Source organism: Synechococcus sp. CC9311 (assembly GCF_000014585.1).
In the GTDB taxonomy this organism is placed as follows: domain Bacteria; phylum Cyanobacteriota; class Cyanobacteriia; order PCC-6307; family Cyanobiaceae; genus Synechococcus_C.
On sequence record NC_008319.1, the window covers coordinates 2292233 to 2316609 of the forward strand.

Below are 24377 nucleotides of genomic sequence, written 5' to 3' on the forward strand. Positions count from 1 at the left end.
GTGTGTCAACGCCTATCGAGTGGATGCGCGTTCGCCCAAGATTTCTACACTCCGAACAGTGGTGAAAGACCTGTCCCGTGCTCGAATTTGCCGTTAGTGCACCCTTTGATCCGGCATTCGACATCTCAAGCAGTATCGTTCCGGCCACTTTCCCGTGGCTGAGCCTTTCGATCCTGTTTCCCATCGTTGGGGCCTTCATCGTTCCGTTCGTGCCAGACGATGGTGATGGCAAACAGGTGCGCTGGTTTGCACTCGGCATTGCTCTCACCACCTTCCTGATTACAGCTGCGGCTTATCTCACGGGATATGACCCCAGTTACAGCGGACTCCAGCTCTCGGAACGGGTGAGCTGGCTGCCCAATCTCGGGCTCACATGGGCTGTCGGGGCCGATGGCCTCTCGATGCCCCTGATCCTGCTCACGAGCTTCATCACAGCCTTAGCGGTCCTGGCCGCCTGGCCTGTGACCTTCAAGCCCAAGCTGTTCTTCTTCTTGATCCTGGCGATGGATGGCGGCCAAATTGCCGTCTTCGCCGTCCAAGACATGCTTCTGTTCTTCCTCGCCTGGGAATTAGAGCTGCTTCCGGTTTACCTCTTGCTTGCCATCTGGGGAGGGAAAAAACGTCAATACGCAGCTACAAAGTTCATTCTCTATACAGCTGGCAGCTCTCTTTTCATCCTCTTGGCTGCCCTCGCCATGGGCTTTTTTGGCGGTGGAGTGCCCAATTTCGAATACAGCGTTCTGGCACAAAAGGGATTCAGTACTGGATTTGAACTGCTCTGTTACGCGGGGTTGTTGATTGCATTCGGGGTGAAATTACCGATCGTTCCACTCCACACCTGGCTTCCTGATGCCCATGGGGAGGCCACAGCACCTGTGCACATGTTGCTCGCGGGAATTTTGCTCAAAATGGGTGGCTACGCGTTGATGCGCTTTAACGCCGAAATTTTGCCTGTAGCGCATGCCCAATTCGCGCCCCTACTGGTGGTGCTGGGTGTCGTGAACATCATTTATGCAGCGCTCACATCTTTCGCTCAACGCAATCTCAAACGCAAGATCGCGTACAGCTCCATCAGCCATATGGGCTTCGTACTGATCGGTATTGGCAGCTTCAGCGAGCTAGGAACGAGTGGCGCCATGCTGCAAATGATCAGTCACGGACTGATCGGAGCCAGTCTGTTCTTCCTTGTGGGTGCCACGTACGACCGGACCCACACCCTTCAGCTGGATGAGATGGGTGGTATTGGCCAAAAAATGCGCATCATGTTTGCCCTATGGACTGTTTGCTGCCTCGCCTCCCTTGCCCTGCCTGGCATGAGCGGATTTGTGAGCGAACTCATGGTCTTTGCAGGCTTTGCCACCGATGAGGCCTACACCCTCAGCTTCCGAATCGTGATTGATGGTCTCGCAGCCATTGGCGTGATCCTCACACCGATCTATTTGCTGTCGATGTTGAGAGAGATCTTCTTCGGAAAAGAAAACAGCGAACTGGTGTCTCACTCCAATCTTGTGGATTCAGAGCCCAGGGAGGTCTACATCATTGGTTGCCTGCTGGTTCCAATCATCGGCATTGGGCTCTATCCAAAGCTGATGACTGACAGCTACAGCAACACGATCTCAGCTCTTGTGAGGCGTGATGTTGATGCGATGGAAAGGATCACAAGACCAACAGCCCCTTTAATTCGCAGCACTTCCCTTGTGCCAGCGGTGTTCTCAGCACCAAAACTGACGCAGGCCAGCCAGCCAGTCTCGTAAAGAACTTCGTCCTTTCTCTGCGAATGCGATTCAGACACTGAATCGCTCCTTAATTTTCAGACGCCTGTCGCACACTCTGTTCGCCATGCGTCAGATCAATTTCACGCTGATTTTCATCTTTGGACTCGGCACGGTGTTTTTCACGTTGGAAAACACCAACCCCACCACGGTGAATGTGTTGCCGTGGATGCACTTCACCTTGCCTCTGGCCGCTCTTCTGCTCCTATCAGGGGGTATCGGTGCTGTCGCAGCCTGGCTTTTTGCAAGCTGGAGCGGAATGCTCAACACGGTGGAGCGATTGGGCAAAGCCACTGAATTCGAAGCCCAGCAGGTTCGCATTCAAGAATTGGAAACCGACCTCGATCGCTACCGCTCAACAGTGCAAACCCAGCTAGGGCTGCTGCCCTCAGGCACTAGTGAATCGGCCTCAACCTCAACGACGAATCCCACTGTCGACATCGATTCAAAGTCTTAAAAGGTGAAAGTCTGACGGCAACACAGGAGCGAATCTCCTGTGGGGACTGGCATCCCCTGGATTGGACCGATACCTTTCCAACAGAATGAGGTTGTTTTTGTCTGATGCCGGCCTGACCTCAAAAGCTGATGCCGGCGCCCGTCTTGCGATTCGTCTGCTCCAAGATGCTGCCCAAAGTGGCACTCTCGATCCTTGGGACGTCGATGTCATTTCAGTGGTAGACGGTTTTTTAGATCAACTCAGACAACGCATTGAAGTCCCCCGACGGGTTGCTGCTCAGCTGGGCCAACAGGGAGGAAGCTACGAACGCGATCTAGCCGAGAGCAGCGAAGCGTTTCTCGCTGCATCAGTGTTGGTGGGGCTCAAAGCGGAGGTGCTTGAAGCCAGCACCCTCCCTCCAGAACCAATGATGGAAGAGGCTTTTGACCCTGACTTCATGGAACAGGGTTGGCTGGATCCCCGCTTCAATTTGCCGCGCCATCCTGAACGTCACCTTTTAAGGCGCCCTGTTGCTCCTCCTCCTTTGAGGCGGCCCGTCACGCTTGGGGAATTGATCGAACAGCTGGAGACCATTGCTGAGCAATTAGAGACCGACGAACTAGACATGCGCCGGCGTCAGCGTCAGAAGCGCTTCAGCAATCGTGAGGCAATCGCTCAAGTAGCTGCATTGGCCCACCGGGAAAAACTGCCAGAAACCACTGCCGCGTTAGGGGTGTTCTTAAAAGAGTGGGAACAGGCCTTGCACTGGGTTGATTTCGAGTTTCTGGTTAGGCGTTGGGCAGAGGCAGCTGAGCCTGACCTAGACACAGACCGCGTTGGGGTGTTCTGGGCTCTTTTATTCCTGTCCTCTCAGAGTCAGGTCGAGCTGGAACAAGTTGGCTCGCTGCACGCACCCATTCGTTTAAAGCGTTTGCTCGTTGCCGGCGAAATCACTCAGCTACCGATCAACAGTCTGGAAGTGCCAGATATCACGCCGACCTTGCCCGCAATTGCCGCCTAATCACCCTCTTATGTTGATGACTACGTTTTCAAGCTTGGTACGTCAATGAAGGCCATGATCCTGGCCGCAGGCAAAGGAACCCGAGTGCAGCCGATCACGCATGTGATCCCGAAACCGATGATTCCGATCCTGCAGAAACCGGTGATGGAGTTCCTGCTGGAGCTTCTCAAAGAGCATGGTTTCACTGAGGTCATGGTCAACGTGTCTCACTTGGCCGAAGAAATCGAAAACTATTTCCGCGATGGCCAGCGTTTCGGTGTCGAAATCGCTTATAGCTTTGAGGGCAGTATTCAGGACGGCGAACTGATCGGAGACGCCCTTGGTTCTGCAGGTGGTCTCAAAAAAATCCAAGATTTCCAGACCTTTTTTGATGACACCTTCGTGGTGTTGTGTGGTGATGCCCTGATCGACCTTGATCTAACCGAAGCCGTTAGGCGTCATCGCGCAAAGGGAGCTCTAGCCAGTCTTGTCACCAAAACGGTCCCGAAGGACCAGGTGAGCAGCTACGGCGTGGTAGTGAGCGATGACGACGGCAAAATCCAAGCCTTCCAAGAGAAGCCGAGTGTTGAGGAAGCTTTAAGCGACACCATTAACACCGGCATCTATCTCTTCGAGCCTGAGATTTTTGAACACATTCCCTCTGGGACATCCTTCGACATCGGTGCCGATCTCTTCCCGACGTTAGTGAAGCAGGGAGCTCCGTTTTATGCCCTACCCATGGATTTTGAATGGGTCGATATCGGCAAAGTACCTGATTACTGGCAAGCCATTCGCAGCGTTCTCCAGGGAGAAGTTCGCCAAGTTGGCGTCCCTGGGAAAGAGGTCAAACCAGGAGTGTTTACGGGCCTAAATGTGGCGGCCAATTGGGACAAAATCAACGTTGAAGGTCCTGTCTACGTGGGAGGGATGACCAAAATTGAAGATGGTGCGACGTTGATCGGTCCAACGATGATTGGCCCTAGCTGCTACATCTGCGAAGGCGCAACCATCGACAACTCGATCATTTTTGATTACTCAAGGATCGGGGCGGGCGTGCAACTGGTCGAGAAACTGGTGTTCGGCCGCTACTGCGTCGACAAAGAAGGTGATCACATTGATCTCCAAGAGGCTTCCCTCGATTGGTTGATCACCGATGCACGCCGCCAGGATTTGGTGGAGCCTTCTCCTCAACAGAAAGCCATGGCAGAGCTCTTGGGCACCGATCTCACCCAGGCAAGCTGACGCCTGCTCGCTTCAAAATCGCTGGAATGCGTTCCTCTGCTTTGATTGCCATCAAATGCACGCCTTGAGCTACCCCTAGGTATTGCTGCACCTGTTCAGAAGCGATTTGAATTCCCTCTGCCGCAGGGTCTGGCGCGGCCTCCAAGCGAGCAATCAGGCTGTCGGGGATGCAGGCACCAGGCACCATCCGATTAATAAAAGCTGCGTTGCGCGCCGATTTGAGCAAGAAAACACCCGCTAGGACCGGAAGCTCCATCGGCTCGGCTATTTCACGGCAAAACCGTTCCAATACAGCTGCATCCATCACCATCTGCGTCTGAACAAAACGTGCCCCTGCGGTTTTTTTTCGCTCCATACGGCGTGTCAAGCCTGACCAGCTCGCACACTGAGGGTCAGCCGCGGCTCCGGCGAAGATGGAGGTTGGACCATCAGCAAGCTCACCTTTCACCGGATCATCCCCCCGGTTGAAGGCCGTGACCTGCTGAAGCAATCGAACCGATTCCAGTTCATTCACAGGACGCGCCTTGGGCTGATCACCAGCGCGAACAGGGTCACCTGTAAGGCAAAGGAGATTACGAATCCCCAAAGCATGGGCACCCAAGAGATCCGCTTGAATCGCAATGCGATTGCGATCGCGACAGGACATCTGCAGCACGGGCTCGATGCCCTCGTCCAAAAGGAGGCGAGCCACAGCAAGACTGCTCATCCGCATCACTGCGCGACTGCCATCCGTGACATTGACGGCATGGACAAGACCCTTCAAGGCCCTCGCCATCTCGAGAGCATGCGACGCGTCTCCACCCCGTGGAGGCATCACTTCAGCCGTAATGGTGACGGACCCAGCCTCGAGGCTGCTTTGCAGCGCTGAACTCAAACGAATGATCGCTTCTGCAGGCCACTATGGAAGATCAGGTTCTCTATACCTGCTTAAGATGCAAATCATGGTCCAAGAAGAATGGCCATCGGGAGGAGCCCTTTTCAATGACTATTTCCCTCTCGAGCCGTGAAATCGAGATCATCGAGCTGGTAGCCGAGGGGCTGACCAATCAAGAGATCGCTGAACGACTGACGATCAGTAAGCGCACGGTCGATAACCACGTCAGCAACGTATTCACAAAAACGGGCTCAAAAAATCGCGTTGCGCTGCTGAACTGGGCAATGGATCACGGAAAAATCTGTCGAGATGGCTTCAATTGCTGCACTCTTCCCCCTGACGCCTCCGACGCGACCTAACCGGAAGAGGGACAGGGAATGGGATCTCTGTTAGGGAGCAGCTCGCCCAAGAAAGACCAAACAAACTGGCGTAGGCGAGACAGGCTTCGCGATCTAATCCTGTAAAACGCAGGATTCCATCAGAGTCGTACAGACCGAGCATGCATCCCCTTGCGAACCATGCTCCAAATCTAAAGGAAATCAAAAGATTTTTTTGCTTTGCAACCGATATTCGTCAATCCAATCTTGAGGCCAGGCTGAAAGCGGCTGATGCGCAAGCGCTGCATTGCTCCAGCGCTGATCCCCTGTGATTTCAACGCCACACCACTCGGGGACGGTTAAGGGGCTATCGGGGGAGTCGAGCTCGACCTCAGCCAGGATTAACGGTGCATTGCTTCCTTCAAAGCAATCAACGACCCAGTCGCCTCCTTCCAGTTGAAGGGGATAGCGCGTTTTAACAACGCGATGGGGGGCCAGTGCCCAAAGCTCCTCCGCATCCATCGCCGGAATGTCATATTCAAATTCGTGGCGAGCAATCCCTGAGGCAGGAGCCTTCAACGTCAGCCATGCCCTTCCATCTGCGCGCAAACGCATGCGCACAGTAAATCCATCTGGCGAAGCTGACAAATACCCCTGTCGCAGCGGTTGAGGGGGGCCCGCCACAAGTTGCCATCCGGGGTTTGTCACCAAGAATCGCCGTTCAATCTCCAGTGCCATCTCAGTTTGAGGAGGGGGCACTATCCAGCAAACTTCCCGCCCAGTGAAGCTTGCGGGACAGCGTTCGGTAGTAGGAGGGACTTTGCTCCAGCTGCACCATCAACGCGTGATGCGCAGCCTGCTGAATCACACAGCATTCACCTGGACCAAAAACCTCTCCAGCAGCCCCATCCTTCCAAAGTTTCACCTGCCGGCTGGCATCACCCAGAGGCCAAATCACAACCCTGGATCGAGGAGGCAACACCACGGTTCGACTCGACAAACTCATCGGACAAATCGGACTGACCACAATCGCATCAATCCCTGGATGCAAGATCGGGCCGCCCGCCGCCATTGCATAACCCGTGGAGCCAGTAGGCGAGGCCAAAATCAAGCCATCTCCTCGGACTTGGTCAACAACCTCGCCATCAATCTCCATTTCAAGAATGCAGGTTGGAGACAAATCTTCGTGATAAGGCTTGAGGTAAAGGTCATTCAATGCCCAGTGAATCTCCTGATGCTTGAGACTGTCGTCTGCGCCAAAGGCCTGCTCAGAACCATGGAGATCCCCCATGCGTTGGATCACAGCCTGCAACATCATTCGCCGTTCCAAAGCGAAACGATCTTCCAGCACGCGCTGCCATAGCCCTTCACTCCGCAGCAAACCGGGATCGTGGGTCAGAAAGCCGAGATGGCCTCCCACGTTGAAACACAGAATCGGGACATCCAGAACCGCAAGATGTCGGGCAGCACCAAGCACAGTTCCATCACCGCCAAGCACCACCGCCAGATCCGGAAGCCGAGGCTCAGAAGCGAGCAGGCCGGGGAAAGGGTCTGCCGTCAGGCCACTCATCGCCAGGACAGTGGTCACACCAATCGTCTCAAGCTCATCGGCACAGCGACGAGCTTCTTTCAACGCGAGTGGGCTATCTGCGCGATAAATCAACCAAACCTGTTGAAGGCGCATAACAGCGTGTCGTCTTTACCAGCGCAACAGATTGAAGCGCTCCATGTCCACAGTGACTCTGTTTCGATACAGCGACAACAAGATCGCCAGACCCACTGCAGCCTCAGCTGCTGCAACTGTGATCACAAACACTGAGAAAACCTGCCCACGAATGAGTTGGCCGTCGACGTAGGAAGAAAACGCCATCAGATTGATGTTCACTGCATTGAGCATCAACTCAATGCTCATCAACACCCGAACAGCATTACGACTATTGATGAGACCCCAGACCCCAGTACAAAACAGGACTGCTGCTAACAGCAGGTAAGCCTGGAGAGGAACGGAACCGGAAAGAAGCTCAGAGAGCATCACAAATAAAGGAGAAAGAATTCAGGCGCGAGGCTGGTCAACAAGTAATGGAGTGCGTGCCTTTTCAATCAGTCCCTGATCAACCTCTTGACCAGTGACAGGATCCACGGATTGAACGTCACGACGGGCCAGAACAATCGCTCCAATCATGGCCATCAACAATAAAACGGATGCCAACTCAAAAGGCAGTAGGTAATCGGTAAACAAATGCTCACCAATCCGTACGGTTGCATCCTCCCCTATCGGCGTTGGGCCCTCGGTCCAAGGAGTGGTGACCACAACACGGGTCAAAAGAGCAAACAGACCCACACACACACCACCAGATAAAAGACGGCGTATAGGAAGTCCCGGAATCGGAGCCAGATCCTCCTTCTTATTGACAAGCATGATCGCGAACAGGATCAAGACGTTCACAGCACCCACATAGACCAGAACCTGGGCCGCAGCCACAAAACTGGCGTTGAGCAGGAGATAGAGACCTGCCACTGCCAGAAAGACTCCTCCGAGGAGGAAGGCCGAATAAACGATGTTGCTCAAGAGAACAACACCGAGGGCTCCAAGAACGATGACGGCACTCAGAGCCAAAAAACAAATGAGCTGCGTTGACGCGGCGATCGTCATCCTGCGCTCTCCTCCATATTGGAAGCTGATGAGGATGATTCTCTCTCATCCTCTGCAGCCTTCATGGATCCAGCTGCTTTGAGTTCCTCAAGGATTTGCTCAGGGAGCTTGCCTGCTCGGGGACGGTCAGGAGAAACGCCATGGGGCTGAACTTCGCCAGCCGGCAAATACACCAGTTCCCGCAACGGCTGAACCGATGGATCTGTCGTCACACTGGTAGGTAAGCGGCCTAACGCAACGTTGTCGTAATTCAGGCTATGGCGATCGAAGGCAGCCAATTCATATTCTTCGGTCATCGATAAGCAATTGGTGGGGCAGTACTCAACGCAGTTGCCACAGAAAATACAAACCCCAAAATCAATCGAGTAATTGCGTAGCTCTTTTTTCTTCGTTTCCTTGTTCATCACCCAATCAACCACTGGGAGATTGATGGGACACACCCTCACACAGACCTCACAAGCAATGCACTTATCGAACTCGTAATGAATGCGTCCTCGATAGCGCTCCGAGGGAATCAGCTTTTCGTAGGGGTATTGCACCGTGACCGGACGGCGCTTCATGTGATCGAAGGTGACCGACAGGCCTTGCGTGAGATTACGGGCCGCATCCACTGCATCCCTGGTGTAATCACCAACCTGTTTAAGGAAGCCGAACATGGTTTGGAATCGGGGAAGTGAACGATCGAGGAATCAGAACCCGGCTCTCATGATGCCGCCGGGAAGGGGGAGGTGACGAGATCAGCCGCCAAAAGCAACCGGGAAGGCCAGCTTGAGGGCTGCTGTGACCAAGAGGTTGACCAAGGCCAGAGGCAACAGGAATTTCCAGCCAAGGTCCAACAGCTGATCAATCCTGACCCGTGGAGTGGTCCAACGCAAAAGGATCGCGATAAAGACCAGCAAGTAGGCCTTCAAGACAGTCATCACAATGCCCACAGTGCCTGTGATCAACTGCACCAGAGGAGCATCAATGGGCTGACCTAACCACGAAGCAAGCCACTCAACAGGAATTGGGAAGCCCCAACCACCTAAATAAAGGATGGAGACGAGGAGAGCCGAAAGAACGAGATTGATGTAGCTGCCCAAGTAGAAGAGGGCAAATTTCATCCCCGAGTATTCCGTCTGATAGCCAGCAACGAGCTCTTCCTCAGCTTCCGGAAGGTCAAAAGGCAGACGCTCACATTCGGCAAGCGCACAGATCCAGAAAATCAGGAAACCAACTGGCTGGCGCCAAATGTTCCAACTCAGAACCCCAGCGCCGGTTTGTTGATTAACGATATCGACGGTGCTTAGGGAATTGCTCATCATCACGACGGCCAATACGGCCAACGCGAGAGGGATTTCATAACTGATCGACTGGGCTGCGGCACGGAGACCACCTAACAACGAATATTTGTTATTTGAGGCATAGCCACTCATTAGAAGCCCAATGGGCTGAACGCTGCTGAGCGAGATCCAAAGAAAAATGCCAACGCCCACATCGCTGATCAACAGGTTCTGACCGAAGGGCACGATCAACCAGGACAAAATGACCGGAACCACCACCAGCACAGGGCCGAGAGTGAAAAGAATGCTGTCTGCACGATCCGGAATGATGTCTTCCTTGACGAGCAGCTTGAGCCCATCGGCAAGAGGCTGAAGAACGCCCAGCGCTCCGGCATATTCAGGTCCGACCCTTTGTTGCACGGCTGCAGAAATTTTTCGTTCGAGCCAAACCGTGACCAGAACCCCTACAACAGCGGCCACAAGGACCAGCAACATCGGGAAGGGAAGCCAGAGCATGCGTGCAGCCTGGGCTGAGAGCCCAAGCCCCTCCAGTGCCTGACTGAAGCTCTGCTCAAGATCAAGACCCGGGCTCACCAGAGCCGGCGCGGTGGTGGCGAGGGTAGTCACCATGGTCGGAGAAGAGATTGATGCAACTTAAGCGCCCGCGGCATTCACACGCTCATCCGCAGGGACCCAATGACGCATGGATGTGCCGGTATAAATCTGAGAAGGGCGGAAAATTCGATTCGCACCGAGCTGCTCCCTCCAGTGAGCCAGCCAACCAGCGACGCGGGAAATCGCAAACACAGGGGTGAACAGATCTCTTGGAATCCCAAGCTTCCTGTACACAAGGCCTGAATAAAAATCAACGTTGGGATAAATCCCCTTAGGCCCCAGTCGAATAGCGGCAGCCGTCTCAAGGGCATGGGCCACGTCATAGAGCTCGTCGTGACCAAACCGAACAAACAACTCCTCCGCTAATGCCTGAAGAATCACCGCCCGCGGATCTTTGACTTTGTACTCGCGATGGCCAAAACCCATTACCTTGCGTTTGCTCGCCACGGCTGACTCGAGGTAGGAGTCGGCTTGTTCCGGAGTCCCGATCTCTTCCAGCATCGCAAGGACATCTTCGTTGGCTCCACCGTGAAGAGGGCCCGCCAAGGTGCCTACTGCCGATGCCACAACGGCGTAGGGGTCCGTCAAAGTGCTTGCCGTCACCCTTGCGCTGAACGTGCTGGCATTGAGGCTGTGCTCAGCGTGAAGGATCAAGCAGCGATCAAAGATCCGAGAAGCGAGAGGATCGGGCTCTTGCTCCGTGAGCATGTACAAAAAGTTGGCTGAGTACGCCAAGTCATCCCGGGGCTGAATTGGATCCTGGCCTTTACGGATCAACTGGAAGGCCGCCACCATGGTTGGAATTTTGGCAATCAGCCTGACGACGGCGTCATAGATGTACTGAGGATCGTCGATGGCCCGACGGGAATAAAAGAGCCCCAAAGAGGCCGCGCTCGATTGCAGAGCATCCATCGGATGCCCGTTGGCGGGGAAACACTTCATCATGTCGCGCACCCGAAAGCTGACGCGACGATGCATCTGCACTTCGTGCTCGAAATCACGAAATTGCTGAGGTGTCGGCAATTCACCCCAAATCAACAGATACGTGGTCTCCAGAAAACTGCTGTGGACTGCAAGGTCACCGAGGGAGTAGCCCCGATAGGAGAGACGCCCCTGCAGGCCGTCAATATCGCAAATCGAAGATTGGGTTGCGGGGACACCCTCCAAACCAGGCCTGAACAACAACCCCGTGCGTTCATGCCGGATTTCGTTACCACCCGTCTGACTCACCACCACCCACCACTACAACTCATCAACGCAACTTAAACGCAGCCCGGCAACAACAGACCTGGCCTTAGCAACCCCTGCAGCTGCGCCAAGCCGCGTGGATCTTGATGGGATGAGTCCCAACGGAGATGACAAAACCCTGCTTTACGCAAACGGAGGCCACTGGGTCGAGCCCCCATCAACAGCGCAGCCAGCCGACTCAAATCAGGTTCATGCCCCACAAGCAAACACGAGCCTTGCAAACGCTGAACCAAGGGCCACGGATCCCCACCAGGCGCAAGACAACTGGTGAGCTCAACCTTTGGAGCCATGCCACTTTTCACGGCCAGTTCAGCCGTTTCACGCGCTCGACGATAAGGACTGCTGTACGAGCGGTCGGAGATGAGTCCGAGATCGCGCAGACGGCAGCACACCTTGAATGTGCGCTCTAACCCCAGAGGCGTCAGACAACGTTCTGGATGGTCCACACCTTGGTTGCGCTCAACCGCGATGCCGTGACGCAGGAGCAGTAGATCAGCCAAACCGCAGCTGAGCGCGGAGACGTAAGCGGTTGGCACCTACTCGGTCAGCAGCTTCCTCTGTCTCGACACCAGCGGCCAAAGCAAGCCCCTGCACCGCTGGAAGTAGCGGCCGTCCAGCCACCGACTGAATCAAGCTCCAGGGCCGCCACCTTTGAAGCTGAGCGCGGCTGGGCTCGGTCGCCAATGCCAACTGTTGTGCCAAAGGTGCCGTCCCCTCATCCTGCAAGGCTTTTAGTTGATCCAAACGAGGCTCGAGGGCTGAATGATCCTGACGCGTTGTCAGAGCATCCAATGTCTGCCCCCACCAGTCTTGGCCAGATTCGCGTTCTAAGGCCACTGCAAGCTGGGCCTGGAGAGAGGCTTCACCGCGCTGCCGCTGCCGGGCTAACCGAGTCCACACCTCAATGGAAGCGCCATCAGAAGGCAGGGCCGAGCGCACGAGACCCTTGGACTGGAGGTCCGCATCCACGGCCTCCAAACCGGGCTGATCATTCGTTGTTCCCAACAGCCATCCCTCTTTGCCCTGCTTCCATAGCAGTGGGCCCGGATCCAATCCCACCACAGTCGAAGCTCCCTCGGCCCCTAGCGTTTGGAGGGTCTCCTCAAGAACAGGCGCCAACCATCGAGCGACAGGGTCCTGACTATTTGGACTTAGGAGATCGGCAGGATCCGAAAGCACAGCCAAGGCAGATGCTGATCCTCCAGCTGAACGCAGCAAAGACTGCGACAGCGGTACCCCATTCCCTGAACTCCCGAGCGGCTGACGAAAACGCAACACAGCATCCAAATTGAGGGCAGTCCCTTTGGGTTCCAGTGCTGCCACTAGGCCAACAAGGTCATCGTGATCAGAGATGGAGCTGGGCATTCCAAGCCACCTCGCCATCGCAACGGGATCGGCGGTCAGCAGAGCCGCACCCCGACCCAGCTGCTGCAAATCCGCGACAAGAGCTTCGTCTCCAAGTTGGTGCAGAGCATCAAGCTGAGACACATCCAGGGACTGCTCCAGCACACCACGACTGGAGGCGATTAGAAGCAGGTCATCGTCGATCAAGGCTGTAGCGATTGGCTGTGGCTCTCGTCCGAGCAATGCTCCCCGGCCGCTAATCACCCCCATTCCCCGGTAACGACTGATTTGCAGATCAGTGCCAGCCAAACTGCGCGTTTGCCAAAAACGCTGGAGGAAGCGCTTTGCACCGTCTTGATCAAGGCTTGTGAGAGCAAGCACCCAACCCGATGGTGCATCGGCGACGGGTCCAACCAAAGAAAGACTGACCTGGGGACCGATCCAATCCGCGAGTTCTCCCGCAAAGTCCAAGCCCGCTAACGCAAAAGCTCCATCCCGCAATTGCTGCGTACTGTCCCGCGCTTGGCGTCGGCGTGACACGGGAGCCACCGCCTGGGCATACGCAGGCATGCGCACAGGATCAGTGAGCCAATGCAAACTGAGAGATGCGTCTCTCGGGACGAACCGAGCGGCTCGTGGCAACACGAGGGGTTGCCCAACCAGTTTGAGGGGACTCTGCTCTGCCATCGCCCACCACAAGCCCAATGCGGTGGTTAGCAGCAACAACACCGCTGCAGCGACAGCTAATAGGAAGGAGCGCGCCTTCATGAAGCAGCAGGCGTGGGTATGGCCTCATCTTTATTCATGATGAATCCCATGACATCCTCTTCACCCCAATCCATCACCGCCAGAGACCTTCACGAGTGGCTGTCGAGCGGCACCTCCCTTCAGCTTGTTGATGTTCGAGAGCACTCCGAAGTGGAAATTGCTCCCTTCCCCGGACAGGTGGAACATTTACCGCTGAGCGAATCCAATCTCTGGCTCTCCGAGCTGCCCGCAAGGCTGACGACCAGCAAGCCCATCGTGGTGATTTGTCACGCCGGGATCCGCAGCAGGAACTTTGGCTGCTGGCTCTTAGATCAGGGACAGGGTTACGACGTTTGGAACTTAGAAGGTGGCATTCATGCCTGGAGCGTGGAGGTTGACCCCACCGTTCCCCGCTACTGAGCAGCGGTTCATGACAACGCCACCAATCCGAGAGGAAACCTCCGTACGATCGAGATGCTGATTGTGTGCCTGTGCAGCCGCTGCCCCGCCGACAACAGGAGGTACTCAGGGCCACGGTGCACCACTACGTCGACACCATTGAGCCAGTGGGAAGCCGCACACTGGTTCAAAGGTTCGATCTGCAAGCCAGTGCTGCCACAGTGCGTTCAGCCATGGGGGCCCTTGAGCAACGGGGTCTTCTGACCCAACCACACACGTCTGCGGGACGGGTTCCAAGCCCAAATGGATACCGACATTACGTGGACTGCTTGCTCCCTAGGCCCGGAGCAATCGCCCAACATCTCGATCAAGAGCTCAACCAACTCAGCCTTCGCTGGGCAGCTCTTGATGACCTGCTCCAAAACATGGCTAGGAGGCTCACCGACTTCACGGGACTGATGAGCCTGATCACTCACCCCACCCAAAGCCAACCCGCACTGGAAGCCATCCGACTGGTTCGCAGCGAGGAGCGGTTGCTGGTGATGTTGGTGAAGAATTCCAGCCAAGCCAGTCACCTCAACCTGCGGCTGCCACACGGCAGTGAACATCAAATCGAAGCGATGGATCAGTGGGCGCGCCGGCAGCTCGATGGCAACGGCAGTTTGAATTGGAACGCACTTCCAAGAGAACTGCAGGCCTGCGGCAGGGCCCTCCGGGATGCCATCGACAGCCATCAGACCTTGGAGACCGCTCAAGAGACCAAGGCCTTATTTCACGGTGTATCTCGTCTCGTCGCCGAGCCCGAATTCAGCCAAAGCGCCAAGGTCAGACCACTCCTAGAACTGATGGATCAAAGTCCCGGAGCCGTGACCCTCTCCGCTCCCGGTCCTGGCTGCGGCGTCTGGATTGGCCAAGAACATCCTGAACAAGCTCTTCACCAATGCTCAGTGGTCCAAGCCACCTACACGAGCGCCACTGATGGAGTCGGACACGTGGCACTTGTGGGTCCGATGCGCATGGCCTATGCCACAGCACTTGCTGCAGTGAAGAGTGCTGCACATCGTCTCGACTATCTCCTGAACTGAGATGGCGCTCCAGGGGAGAACATTGAAAACGCGCCTCGCAATCGTCCTCGGACTCAGCATGACGGGGGCGTTGTTTGCCATTTGGGGGGGTGTCAATCAGACAACCAAACAGGATCAATTTGAGACCGCACAGACCACCACGATTGCTTCCAACGATGCAAATCGAAGCGTTGCTAGCGAGAACCTTGATTCACTTCTCGACGAAGAACCTCGCCCTTGGTTATTGGCACAATCACTGCCCCTAAAAGGCCCCTCTGGACTCATCGGAGAGCGCTTCGCCCTGGGAATCGACACCGTTTTACGGGAATTAAACAACCGCGGTGGCATCGCAGGACGACCCGTGAAAATCTGGCGAATCGATGATGGCTATGAGCCAGAAAATACCCTGCGTAATACCCGCTGGTTTGCCGCGGAACCCGATGTTTTGGCCCTGTTTGGCTTTTTTGGTACCCCCACGAGCAAGGCGGCTTTACCGATCGCCAAGAAGGCGGGACTCACGCTCGTTGCACCTCTCACAGGTGCTAGCGCCCTAAGAGCACAAGGCCAGACAGGGGTTTTGCACTTCCGTGCAAGCTATGGGGAGGAAGCCCGACGCATCGTCAACCACCTCGTCAACGACGGCTTCGTGAGAATTGCCGTGGCATATCAAAACGACGCCTATGGGAAAGATGTGCTTGCAAGCACGGAGAAAGCCTTGCAGAGCCACGATCTCCGCGCTGTCAGCACAGCGGCTCTGCCACGAAACTCAACGGAAACAACGCAAGCAGCCGACACGATTGTCAAATCGAAACCCGATGCCCTCATCGTGATCTCGCTCAGCAAAACGATGGCCTCGCTGGTGAACAACGTGCATCGAAGTGGCAGCCGCCCGCAATTGATGACGATCTCTCCAACAGGGACCAAAGCGCTCTTCCGGGATCTTCCTCAAGCAGCAGCCTTTGGCGTTGGTGTCACACAAGTCGTGCCGTTCCCGTGGGATGCACGGCATCCAGATGTCGCGAGCTATCAACGCCTTTTACGTCAACAGCAGCCGGATGGTGACGTTGATTTCGATTTTTACAGCCTCGAGGGCTTCATGGCAGCGCAATGGCTCGTAAAAGCAATGGAAGCGATCGCTCCCAATGTCACCCGAGAACGCCTTATGAAGGAGCTCAAGCGAACCACTCCGGGGCTACATCGCAGCATTGATCTTGTGTTTCTCGGCAGTGATCCCTGGGAACCCTGAAATCCAATGTCAAATCAATAACCAGCTGGCTGCTGACAACAACACCATGACAAGAAGAGAAATAGGAGGCCAGAATTGTTCATAGAAATGAATACGTTTCAAAATCGTTTTTTTTCGCTCACTTGGCCCCAAGCTGGCCTGCCTCTTAAGAGCTTCAAGATAAAGAACCAGAGCAAAACTCACAATCGAAAGAATGTACGCAATTGCATAAACTGAGTCCAGGAATGAAAGATAGGGAAGATTCGGGAGCTCTGATCGATATCCGTCCTGCAAAAAGATCAACGTCAACAGAACCGCAATCGGAATCTCAACACGGAATTCTGTTAGCACCCTAGTAATTAATACGATCGAGGCCATCACAACCACTAATGGCTGAATTAAAGTCCAAAAAGCAGACCACGATGACCGTTGATAGGAGACATCAAAGATAAGCTGGCTATATTCCTCATCTTCCGTGCTAAATCCAAGGCCTGAGGCAAAATGATGTCTGAACTCACCAAAGGACCAACCGCGAGTTAGCCAGCCAAAGAGATCCGAATATTGACCAATCCCACTATCTCTTAAATCAGGAATCAAGCGCAAGCTCTTATAGGTCAAATCCCCAACTGGGTCGTCAACCTCTAAAACAACCGGAAGACTAACCGAGTTAAAAGGAAACCTTCTTAAGTCTAAATTATCAATGTAAAAGTCCCCTGTATACAACAGGCCCTGCCCAAAAGTACCATCATCGAATTCTCGAACATTTCGCAAAGGAGTAATCAAAGAGGTTTCTGGATTGATGTCGTTCTCAAGCCCAATAACCTCGGAGATAGCTAGACCACGTTTTTCCAAATAATCTTGAAAAGACTTTCCCCAACGCATCCAAATGTATCCCTTGCTGGAAAAGCTAGGAATTTCAAGATCGAGGCTAAAATTATTTGCCACATAAATACCTGCATACACCTTATATTTCGCGGCTTCTAGAAGTTCTGAATCACGCAGAATTTCGGCTCCTTTTAATGGCCTGCCACGAACCGCAGCATCAGGCGCTTCATTGCGAATATGAGGAGTACTTGTGAGCCGAAGCAATTCTCGAGAACTAATTACATCAAGATTTTCTCGTCCAAGAAACTGAACAAGGAAAATCCCGGAGACAACAACTACCAGGATCAGCAGAAAGTCCCAAAAACCCAAGCTGACGCCCAACTTCTTGAGGTGCTTCAACAATCGCTGAAGCACAGTTTTCAAAGTTGATTTCCGAGTTTTTCTGCCACGGTGTTCACATCTTTATCTCCACGACCAGAACAATTAATCACTATTTCACTGCCGTTTGGAAGCGTTGGGCACAACATTTCCAGCCAAGCAAACGCATGGGCTGTTTCCAACGCAGGAATGATTCCCTCCAACTCACTCACAAGCCGTAAAGCTGTGATCGCCTCATCGTCGGTCACAGCACCGTATTCCGCGCGGCCAATGTCCCGCAGATAACTGTGCTCTGGCCCCACCCCGGGGTAATCAAGCCCAGCACTGATGGAGTGCGCTTCCTGCACCTGACCGTCCTGATCTTGAAGCAGCAGGCTCATCGCTCCGTGCAGCACACCCACGCGACCCTCGGTAATCGTGGCCGCATGACGTCCGGTTGCCACTCCATCACCAGCAGCTTCAACTCCTATCAGGCGAACAGAGGTGTCTTGAACGAATGGATGGAAAAGACCCATCGCATTGGAACCTCCACCCACACAAGCCAACAAAACATCAGGGAGACGCCCAAAGGACTCCTTACATTGCTCACGGGCTTCATTGCCAATGACCGCATGGAAGTCACGCACCAACATGGGATAGGGATGCGGGCCTGCCACAGATCCAAGGATGTAGTGGGTGGTTTCCACATTGGTCACCCAATCGCGGATGGCTTCGCTCGTGGCGTCTTTCAAGGTGGCCGTCCCTGCCGTTACCGCCTGAACGGTGGCTCCCAGTAAGCGCATTCGGAACACATTCAGCGCCTGGCGACGCATGTCTTCAGCGCCCATGTAAACGACACACTCCAGACCGAAACGTGCGCAGACCGTCGCTGTAGCAACGCCATGCTGACCCGCACCGGTTTCCGCAATGATCCGCTTCTTGCCCATGCGCAAGGCCAACAACGCCTGACCAAGGGCATTGTTGATTTTGTGCGCACCCGTGTGGTTGAGATCTTCCCGCTTCAACCAGATGCGTGGGCCACCATCGGAACGCCGATAATGAGCCGACAGACGCTCCGCTTCGTAAAGAGGAGTCGCACGACCTACATACGATTTCAACAACCGGTTCAGCTCAGTTGTGAAGGCTGAATCCTTCCAAGCCTCAGCGGCCGCTTGCTCAAGCTCCGCCAGCGCTGGCATCAACGTTTCAGGAACGTACTGACCTCCATAACGTCCGTACCGGCCATGTGCTTCAGGTCGAACCGAAGGCATCAGGCTGGCGGGATCGGGTGTGTTTGCAGTCGGCAGAGTGCTTGTCACAGATCTTGCAGGCCGCTGAAACGGCGTCTTGCGATGCGTCAGCGTAAACAGGCAATTACACGATGTCGTGGATCACAGGCCGTAATACGAAGATCTCGAAACCCAGCCTTCAGGAGGGTGGCGCTCATATCGAGACCGAAATAGTCCTCGATATAAGGCTCCGTACTTTTCAGAAGGGTCGCAACGGCGGCTGGCAAGCGTTGCAACACCGATGAAGCTGGATCCTGATCAACCATCAGCAGCACGCCTCCAGGCTTAAGCAGACGCGCCGCTTCCTCCAGAACCTCACGGGTGGCCTTTTGGGGCAACTCATGACAAACAAACTGAAGACTGATGAAATCAAAGGTCTCGCTCGCCCAATCAGTGTGTTCGGCAGCGGCATGGTGCCACTCACTGATCAAACTGTCGCGATCTCTCACCCGTGCCACAGCCAGCATCTCCGGGGAGAGATCTAACCCGATCAGCCGCGGCCTCTTCAGTCCCTGTTGGTCTGCTCGATCATTCAGCCAATGGGCAAGCGCCTGGGTGCTGACGCCAACGGAACAACCCAAATCCAAAACCTCATGGATCGAATCGCTTAAGAGCGGTTCCACCACCGCATGGATCGAATCACGAAGTCGTGTCTGAGCCTCAAGCGGTGCAAGCTTTTCCTCAGGCCAAATGCGCAGAGCCATCGCAGTGGTGGCTTGCTCAGCCTCCGCTGCTGCCTGCCAGCAAAGGTTGCCCTGCTCATAGGCATGGAAACGCGCTTGGTAATAGGAAGGAGGAACCAGACCCTCGGTTCGGCTCTTGGCCAAAAGGGGCGCAGCAGCCTCCCGCAATTCAGACCGTCGCTTCCTCCAAGGGATTCCATTGCGCTCAGCTGTTCGGATGATCAGCTGTCGTGCCTGAAAAAACAATGGGCGACGCAACAGGCGAATGCCGATCAACCGTTCAATCCAGCGGCCGAGCCCCCGACTGGAATCAGCCCATTGAGGAGCTGGAGCGGACTCACTCATCGTGAGAAGCGGCAGGATGGGGGGGTTGCGAATAGCTCATGCGCAAGGGTGGCTGGCAAGAATTCAGCAATGCAGACAGTCTGCAACGCCCAACTGCACCATCAGCGGGGCTCACACCTAAACAGGAGCAGGTCGTTCGCGTGCAGCCCACTCGAGGCGGGAAAGGAGGCAAGACCGTCACTGTGATCAGAGGTCTTGAGTTAGATCCAGATGGGCTTAAAGCCCTTTTGAAAAAGTTAAAAACACGGATTGGCAGCGGCGGCACTGCCAAAGATGGCGTGATCGAATTGCAAGGTGATCAGGTCGAGCTCAGTCTCGAGTACCTCAAAAAAGAGGGATATAAACCGAAGAGAGCAGGAGGCTGAGACGTCAGCCCACTTTGTGCCACGAGACAATGCAATCTTTCGCGTTCCGTTCATGGCCGCCGCCGACAATCCAAAAGCCACCAACATCGTTTGGCACCAGGCCTCGGTCGATCGCGACACTCGAGCTGAGCAACGCGGGCACCGCAGTTCGATTCTCTGGTTTACGGGCTTAAGCGGAGCGGGCAAGAGCACCTTGGCCAATGCCGTGAACGCTGCTTTGTTTGAACGCGGACTTGCCACTTACGTGTTGGACGGCGACAACGTTCGCCACGGCCTCTGCAAGGACTTGGGCTTTTCCGACGCCGACCGAGAGGAGAACATCCGTCGCATTGGAGAGGTCGCCAAGCTGTTCCTCGATGCAGGCGTCATCGTTCTGACTGCGTTTGTATCCCCGTTTCGAGCTGACCGCGATAAGGCCAGAGCCCTTGTGAACACTGGAGACTTCATCGAGATCCACTGCGCAGCCGATCTCAGCGTTTGCGAAGAACGCGACACCAAAGGGCTTTATGCCAAAGCACGTGCAGGTGAAATCAAAGAATTCACAGGTATCTCCAGCCCCTATGAGGCACCCGAACAGCCTGAGCTCAACGTGAACACAGGCAACAGCAGCCTGGATAGCTGCGTTGATCAGGTCATCCGCTATCTGATCGACAAAAAAGTCATTCCTGCGCAGAGCTGATCGTTCTTGAAGGGAGATCAAAGCCCTGACGATCAGCCCAGGCGTCGATCAGGGTTTTGATGCAGCTCGCCACTGGCACGGCTAACAACAGTCCGAGAAGCTCTCCAAAACCGAAGAGAGCGCCCGCTCGCGCACCAAGGGGGAGCGCAATGAGCAGCCAAGCCGGCTGCAAGCCAACGATGCTCCCCATTAAGCGTGGCTGGATCACTTGATCCACGATCTGACCAACGCCAATGGCTGCCGCCAGGATGGCTACGCCCATTCCCAGATCTTGCACTGCCAGCAAAACACTCACCGCCACAACAGTGAAAGCGCTGGCATAGGGGATCAAGGTGGTTAAACCAATCAAGACAGCAAACAACACCCCATAAGGAATCTTCAGCAACGTGAACACCGCAATCTGACCAGCGCTCAAAATCAAAGCGAGCACGACTTGACCCGCGAAATAGCCCCGAAAAGTGCGCGTGATCGTAGTCACGACAAGCTGGCGCCATTCCTGCGGCAACCAACGAACCAACCCGGCAGAGATGGAATCGCCTCCAAGCAGAAAAAACACCGCCAGCACCAGAACGATGACTGTGTTGATGGTGGTGCCGAGGGTCGCGCCAAGGATGCTGAGCAACTGTTGACTTAACTGGCTGGCTAGACGACTGGCTCGCGTCAGAACATCGCTGCTCAGATCACCAAATTCACTGGGCAAACCATGGGCCATGGCCCATCCCTGGAGACGAGCGATCAGGCCTTGGGATGCTTCAAGCCAGCCTGGCAAGGCATTAATCAATTGCGCGAGTTGGTCAATCAGAAGAGGAACCAACGTGATCCCTGAGATCACCAAGATTCCAACGGCTACAAAAAAAACGAGGGAAATTGCAAGCCAATCCGGAAGCCCCCTGGCACGAAGCCAACGGGAGGGAATGCTGAGAAGGAAGGCGATCAAGGCAGCCGTCAAGAACAACCCCGGGAAGGGCGCTAGCGGCACAAGCAACTGACGCAACACAAATAAGTTGAGCGTCAAAAGAGGTAGGGCTAGTCCCCAACGCAGCCAGACAGGACCGAACATCAAACGTTCCGTTGAGAGTGAATTGTGAAACGGACCAGGGCCGAAGCTGTGTGATCAGCTACTCGACATTGAATCCAGATACGCGTCAGCACCGAGATCTTTGAGGCGGGCATCCTTGGCAACCACCATGTCGTGGAGTTGCTGGCGGTACGCCTCCAGTCGTTCAGACAGGGACGAATCACTGATCGCCAGAATCTGAGCGGCCAGCAAACCAGCGTTTAAACCTCCGCCAATCGCAACCGTGGCCACAGGAATTCCACCAGGCATCTGCACAATGGAATGCAAGGAGTCCACTCCAGAGAGAGCTCGACTCTTCACAGGGACACCGATCACGGGAAGCGTGGTGAGTGAGGCGACCATTCCTGGGAGATGAGCAGCGCCACCGGCACCAGCAACGATCACCCGGAATCCCAGCTGTTTGGCCTGACGTGCAAAGTCCACCATTTCCAGTGGAGTGCGATGGGCCGAAAGCACACGCACCTCAACGCTGACGCCTAATTCTTCGAGAGCCGAAACCGCTGGCGTCAGGGTCGGTAAGTCAGAATCACTTCCCATGATCACTGCAACAAGGGGAGTCGCGACGATCGTGGGCTCCGATGGCTTGGACACAGCAAGCTTGCAGCGAGACTGCCATCGTCCCGCATTGGCTTCTGAGGACCATTCCCCATGCGCCGGATCACACACGTTCGTCTAGCCCACAGCGCGGCCAAAGACGGGCACGCTCAGCAGTGGTGGCTTCAAGTCGATCAGCAAGACCGCATTGTTGATCTGGGGCTCATGCCTGAGGGATCTGCCATGGCAGGTGAAAACTGGCGCGGAGATGTGCTCAGCCCGATGGGCATCGACCTCCAGATCAATGGGGGCTTTGGACTGCCGTTCCCAGAGCTGACAGAAGCTGAATTGCCGCAACTCCTGCAGCTCCTCGATCAGCTCTGGCGCGATGGCGTGGAAGCGATCAGTCCCACTCTTGTGACTTGCGGCGTCGAGCCCTTGCGCCGAGCCCTTGCAGTGCTCAGACAGGCACGTAGCGCTCACCAGCCGTATCGCTGCCAGCTGCTTGGTGCCCACTTGGAAGGCCCTTTTCTTGCCGATGCAAGGCGGGGAGCCCATCCACGCCAACATCTCGCCACCCCAACCATGACCGAACTCAAAGCACGGATTAACGGCTTTGAGAATGAGATTGCCCTGGTCACGCTCGCTCCAGAACTCGATGGGGCCGCAACCTTGATCGAACACCTTTGCGGCCTGGGCATTCGTGTGGCCCTTGGTCACAGCACAGCAGATGCAACCACAGCCAACGAAGCGTTTACTAGAGGCGTAACGATGCTGACCCATAGCTTCAATGCGATGCCGGGGTTGCATCACCGCAATCCCGGCCCCATCGGAGCCGCCTGCCAACGCGATGACATTGCTCTCGGCCTCATCGCTGACGGGGTTCACGTGGATCCCACGATGGCGGTGCTCTTGCAGCGGCTGGCGGGCGATCAACTCGTGCTTGTCAGCGACGCACTCGCCCCCTACGGATTAGAAGACGGAGTTCACCACTGGGATGAGCGTGCGCTGCTTGTTAAAGACGGCACCTGCCGGCTTGAAGATGGAACTCTTGCAGGCGTGACCTTGCCACTCCTTGAGGGAGTGAAGCGACTCGCGAGCTGGGGCTCCAATCCAGTTGCAGCGATTCATGCCGCAACCGTTGCACCCAGGAAGGTCCTGAACTCAAAGGCAACGTTCCAGCTGATGGGACGCCCTCTAAACGAACTGTTGCGCTGGCATTGGGATAGCGAAACCAAAATCCTTAGCTGGCAACACGCTGACTAAGATTTCGCGACCTTTCCCCCTAACCCCATGTCACCCGAGCCACTGCTGGACGACAAGCAAGCTGAAAAGCAGGTGGTCAAGGGGTACTTCGAAACCACAGGGTTCGAACGCTGGAATCGCATCTACAGCGAAACAGATGATGTCAACAAAGTGCAGCGCAACATTCGCATCGGTCACCAGAAGACCGTGGATGAGGTGTTGACCTGGATTGAGGGAAGTGATGCGCTCAGCGATGTGAGCTTTTGTGATGCGGGGTGCGGTGTGGGCAGCCTCAGCTTGCCCTTAGCGGAAATGGGAGCAGGCTCCATCGATGCAAGCGACATTTCTGAGGCGATGGCGAAGGAGGCTCAGCGCCGGGCCGAGGAGGCAGGCTTGAACATGAGCAAACTGAATTTCTTTGCCAGTGATCTCGAGAGCCTCAGCGGCTCATTTCACACCGTGTGCTGCCTGGATGTGTTCATTCACTACCCACAAACAGCAGCAGAGGAGATGGTTCGCCACCTCTGCAGCCTCACCGAACAGAGGCTGATCGTGAGCTTTGCTCCCTACACCCCTTTGCTGGCATTGCTCAAAGGCATCGGCCAACTCTTCCCTGGCCCCAGTAAAACCACCCGGGCTTACACCCTGAAAGAAACGGGCATCGTGCAAGCCGCTGAGTCCTGTGGATTCAAATTGGTGCGCCGCAGCTTGAACAAGGCACCGTTTTACTTTTCGCGCCTTTTGGAATTCCAAAAGAACTGATCTCACTCAGCGCGAAT

At 55.2% G+C, this 24377-nt stretch carries 28 protein-coding genes; 12 read left to right on the forward strand and 16 right to left on the reverse strand.

Annotation, left to right across the window (positions count from 1 at the left end):
- The first annotated feature begins 77 nt into the window (after nt 1-77).
- The 4 genes from SYNC_RS11990 (at nt 78) to SYNC_RS12005 (ending at nt 4450) form a co-directional block, all read left to right on the forward strand.
- A complete protein-coding gene (locus SYNC_RS11990) occupies nt 78-1754 on the forward strand; it encodes an NAD(P)H-quinone oxidoreductase subunit 4 (protein WP_011620506.1) in 1677 nt (558 codons plus the stop codon).
- Between the two features lie 85 nt (nt 1755-1839).
- On the forward strand, nt 1840-2229 hold the full coding sequence (locus tag SYNC_RS11995) for a lipopolysaccharide assembly protein LapA domain-containing protein (RefSeq protein ID WP_011620507.1): 390 nt from the start codon (nt 1840-1842) through the stop codon (nt 2227-2229).
- Nucleotides 2230-2314: 85 nt separating this feature from the next.
- The gene (locus tag SYNC_RS12000; protein WP_011620508.1) at nt 2315-3229 is read left to right on the forward strand and encodes a segregation/condensation protein A; all 915 of its coding nucleotides are present in this window, start codon (nt 2315-2317) and stop codon (nt 3227-3229) included.
- Between the two features lie 45 nt (nt 3230-3274).
- A complete protein-coding gene (locus tag SYNC_RS12005; RefSeq protein WP_011620509.1) occupies nt 3275-4450 on the forward strand; it encodes an NDP-sugar synthase in 1176 nt (391 codons plus the stop codon).
- On the opposite strand, the gene SYNC_RS12010 is transcribed toward SYNC_RS12005, so the two are convergent.
- Nucleotides 4434-5324: a methylenetetrahydrofolate reductase gene (locus tag SYNC_RS12010; protein ID WP_011620510.1), complete on the reverse strand. Its 891-nt coding sequence runs from the start codon at nt 5322-5324 to the stop codon at nt 4434-4436. The genes SYNC_RS12005 and SYNC_RS12010 overlap by 17 nt on opposite strands.
- Before the next feature lie 164 nt (nt 5325-5488).
- Here SYNC_RS12010 and SYNC_RS12015 point away from each other — a divergent pair, with 164 nt between their 5' ends.
- The gene (locus SYNC_RS12015; RefSeq protein ID WP_369791619.1) at nt 5489-5683 is read left to right on the forward strand and encodes a LuxR C-terminal-related transcriptional regulator; all 195 of its coding nucleotides are present in this window, start codon (nt 5489-5491) and stop codon (nt 5681-5683) included.
- On the opposite strand, the gene SYNC_RS13945 is transcribed toward SYNC_RS12015, so the two are convergent.
- From SYNC_RS13945 to SYNC_RS12060, 10 genes are all read right to left on the reverse strand, one after another.
- On the reverse strand, nt 5640-5825 hold the full coding sequence (locus SYNC_RS13945) for a hypothetical protein (protein WP_071813696.1): 186 nt from the start codon (nt 5823-5825) through the stop codon (nt 5640-5642). The genes SYNC_RS12015 and SYNC_RS13945 overlap by 44 nt on opposite strands.
- A gap of 38 nt (nt 5826-5863) precedes the next feature.
- Nucleotides 5864-6379 carry a CYTH domain-containing protein gene (locus SYNC_RS12020; RefSeq protein WP_041426752.1) on the reverse strand — a complete coding sequence of 172 codons (516 nt, stop codon included), beginning with the start codon at nt 6377-6379 and terminating at the stop codon, nt 5864-5866.
- A gap of 1 nt (nt 6380) precedes the next feature.
- On the reverse strand, nt 6381-7325 hold the full coding sequence (locus tag SYNC_RS12025) for an NAD(+) kinase (RefSeq protein WP_011620513.1): 945 nt from the start codon (nt 7323-7325) through the stop codon (nt 6381-6383).
- Between the two features lie 15 nt (nt 7326-7340).
- The gene (nuoK, locus tag SYNC_RS12030; RefSeq protein ID WP_006854001.1) at nt 7341-7673 is read right to left on the reverse strand and encodes an NADH-quinone oxidoreductase subunit NuoK; all 333 of its coding nucleotides are present in this window, start codon (nt 7671-7673) and stop codon (nt 7341-7343) included.
- Between the two features lie 21 nt (nt 7674-7694).
- Nucleotides 7695-8294, reverse strand: coding sequence for an NADH-quinone oxidoreductase subunit J (locus SYNC_RS12035; RefSeq protein WP_011620515.1), 600 nt, complete (start codon nt 8292-8294; stop codon nt 7695-7697).
- Complete coding sequence (gene ndhI / locus SYNC_RS12040; protein WP_011620516.1) at nt 8291-8950, reverse strand: NAD(P)H-quinone oxidoreductase subunit I; 660 nt, start codon at nt 8948-8950, stop codon at nt 8291-8293. The genes SYNC_RS12035 and ndhI overlap by 4 nt, the downstream gene beginning before the upstream one ends.
- Nucleotides 8951-9031: 81 nt before the next feature.
- Nucleotides 9032-10150 carry an NADH-quinone oxidoreductase subunit NuoH gene (gene nuoH, locus SYNC_RS12045; protein WP_011620517.1) on the reverse strand — a complete coding sequence of 373 codons (1119 nt, stop codon included), beginning with the start codon at nt 10148-10150 and terminating at the stop codon, nt 9032-9034.
- Between the two features lie 60 nt (nt 10151-10210).
- The gene (locus tag SYNC_RS12050; protein WP_011620518.1) at nt 10211-11401 is read right to left on the reverse strand and encodes a citrate synthase; all 1191 of its coding nucleotides are present in this window, start codon (nt 11399-11401) and stop codon (nt 10211-10213) included.
- A 32-nt stretch (nt 11402-11433) separates the two neighbouring features.
- Complete coding sequence (locus SYNC_RS12055) at nt 11434-11955, reverse strand: histidine phosphatase family protein (protein WP_011620519.1); 522 nt, start codon at nt 11953-11955, stop codon at nt 11434-11436.
- The gene (locus tag SYNC_RS12060; protein WP_011620520.1) at nt 11912-13531 is read right to left on the reverse strand and encodes a DUF3352 domain-containing protein; all 1620 of its coding nucleotides are present in this window, start codon (nt 13529-13531) and stop codon (nt 11912-11914) included. The genes SYNC_RS12055 and SYNC_RS12060 overlap by 44 nt, the downstream gene beginning before the upstream one ends.
- A gap of 48 nt (nt 13532-13579) precedes the next feature.
- Between SYNC_RS12060 and SYNC_RS12065 the strand changes: the two genes are divergently transcribed.
- From SYNC_RS12065 to SYNC_RS12075, 3 genes are all read left to right on the forward strand, one after another.
- Nucleotides 13580-13930, forward strand: a complete 351-nt coding sequence (locus SYNC_RS12065; protein WP_041427126.1) for a rhodanese-like domain-containing protein — start codon at nt 13580-13582, stop codon at nt 13928-13930.
- Nucleotides 13931-14001: 71 nt separating this feature from the next.
- The gene (gene hrcA, locus SYNC_RS12070; RefSeq protein WP_041427127.1) at nt 14002-14994 is read left to right on the forward strand and encodes a heat-inducible transcriptional repressor HrcA; all 993 of its coding nucleotides are present in this window, start codon (nt 14002-14004) and stop codon (nt 14992-14994) included.
- Between the two features lie 22 nt (nt 14995-15016).
- Nucleotides 15017-16219, forward strand: a complete 1203-nt coding sequence (locus SYNC_RS12075) for an ABC transporter substrate-binding protein (RefSeq protein WP_237699222.1) — start codon at nt 15017-15019, stop codon at nt 16217-16219.
- Between the two features lie 9 nt (nt 16220-16228).
- Here SYNC_RS12075 and SYNC_RS12080 read toward each other — a convergent pair whose 3' ends face one another.
- The 3 genes from SYNC_RS12080 to SYNC_RS12090 are packed head-to-tail and all read right to left on the reverse strand — an operon-like array spanning nt 16229 to nt 19697.
- Nucleotides 16229-17437: a hypothetical protein gene (locus SYNC_RS12080; protein ID WP_011620524.1), complete on the reverse strand. Its 1209-nt coding sequence runs from the start codon at nt 17435-17437 to the stop codon at nt 16229-16231.
- Nucleotides 17438-17442: 5 nt separating this feature from the next.
- Complete coding sequence (trpB, locus tag SYNC_RS12085) at nt 17443-18699, reverse strand: tryptophan synthase subunit beta (RefSeq protein ID WP_011620525.1); 1257 nt, start codon at nt 18697-18699, stop codon at nt 17443-17445.
- A 38-nt stretch (nt 18700-18737) separates the two neighbouring features.
- Nucleotides 18738-19697, reverse strand: a complete 960-nt coding sequence (locus tag SYNC_RS12090; RefSeq protein WP_011620526.1) for a class I SAM-dependent methyltransferase — start codon at nt 19695-19697, stop codon at nt 18738-18740.
- 38 nt (nt 19698-19735) lie between these two features.
- Here SYNC_RS12090 and SYNC_RS12095 point away from each other — a divergent pair, with 38 nt between their 5' ends.
- Nucleotides 19736-20062 carry a translation initiation factor gene (locus SYNC_RS12095; RefSeq protein ID WP_011620527.1) on the forward strand — a complete coding sequence of 109 codons (327 nt, stop codon included), beginning with the start codon at nt 19736-19738 and terminating at the stop codon, nt 20060-20062.
- Nucleotides 20063-20114: 52 nt separating this feature from the next.
- Nucleotides 20115-20741 (forward strand): adenylyl-sulfate kinase, encoded by a 627-nt coding sequence (gene cysC, locus SYNC_RS12100; protein ID WP_041427128.1) that lies wholly within the window; start codon nt 20115-20117, stop codon nt 20739-20741.
- Here cysC and SYNC_RS12105 read toward each other — a convergent pair.
- Both SYNC_RS12105 and purE read right to left on the reverse strand, forming a co-directional pair.
- The gene (locus SYNC_RS12105) at nt 20722-21801 is read right to left on the reverse strand and encodes an AI-2E family transporter (protein ID WP_041426756.1); all 1080 of its coding nucleotides are present in this window, start codon (nt 21799-21801) and stop codon (nt 20722-20724) included. The two genes, cysC and SYNC_RS12105, sit on opposite strands and share 20 nt — an antisense overlap.
- Nucleotides 21802-21855: 54 nt before the next feature.
- Entirely contained in the window at nt 21856-22356 is a 501-nt protein-coding gene (gene purE, locus SYNC_RS12110) for a 5-(carboxyamino)imidazole ribonucleotide mutase (RefSeq protein ID WP_041427129.1), read from the reverse strand.
- A gap of 111 nt (nt 22357-22467) precedes the next feature.
- On the opposite strand from purE, the gene SYNC_RS12115 reads away from it, so the two are divergent.
- Both SYNC_RS12115 and bchM read left to right on the forward strand, forming a co-directional pair.
- Nucleotides 22468-23619, forward strand: a complete 1152-nt coding sequence (locus SYNC_RS12115; RefSeq protein ID WP_011620531.1) for an amidohydrolase family protein — start codon at nt 22468-22470, stop codon at nt 23617-23619.
- Between the two features lie 27 nt (nt 23620-23646).
- Complete coding sequence (gene bchM / locus SYNC_RS12120) at nt 23647-24360, forward strand: magnesium protoporphyrin IX methyltransferase (RefSeq protein ID WP_011620532.1); 714 nt, start codon at nt 23647-23649, stop codon at nt 24358-24360.
- The last annotated feature ends 17 nt before the right edge of the window (nt 24361-24377 follow it).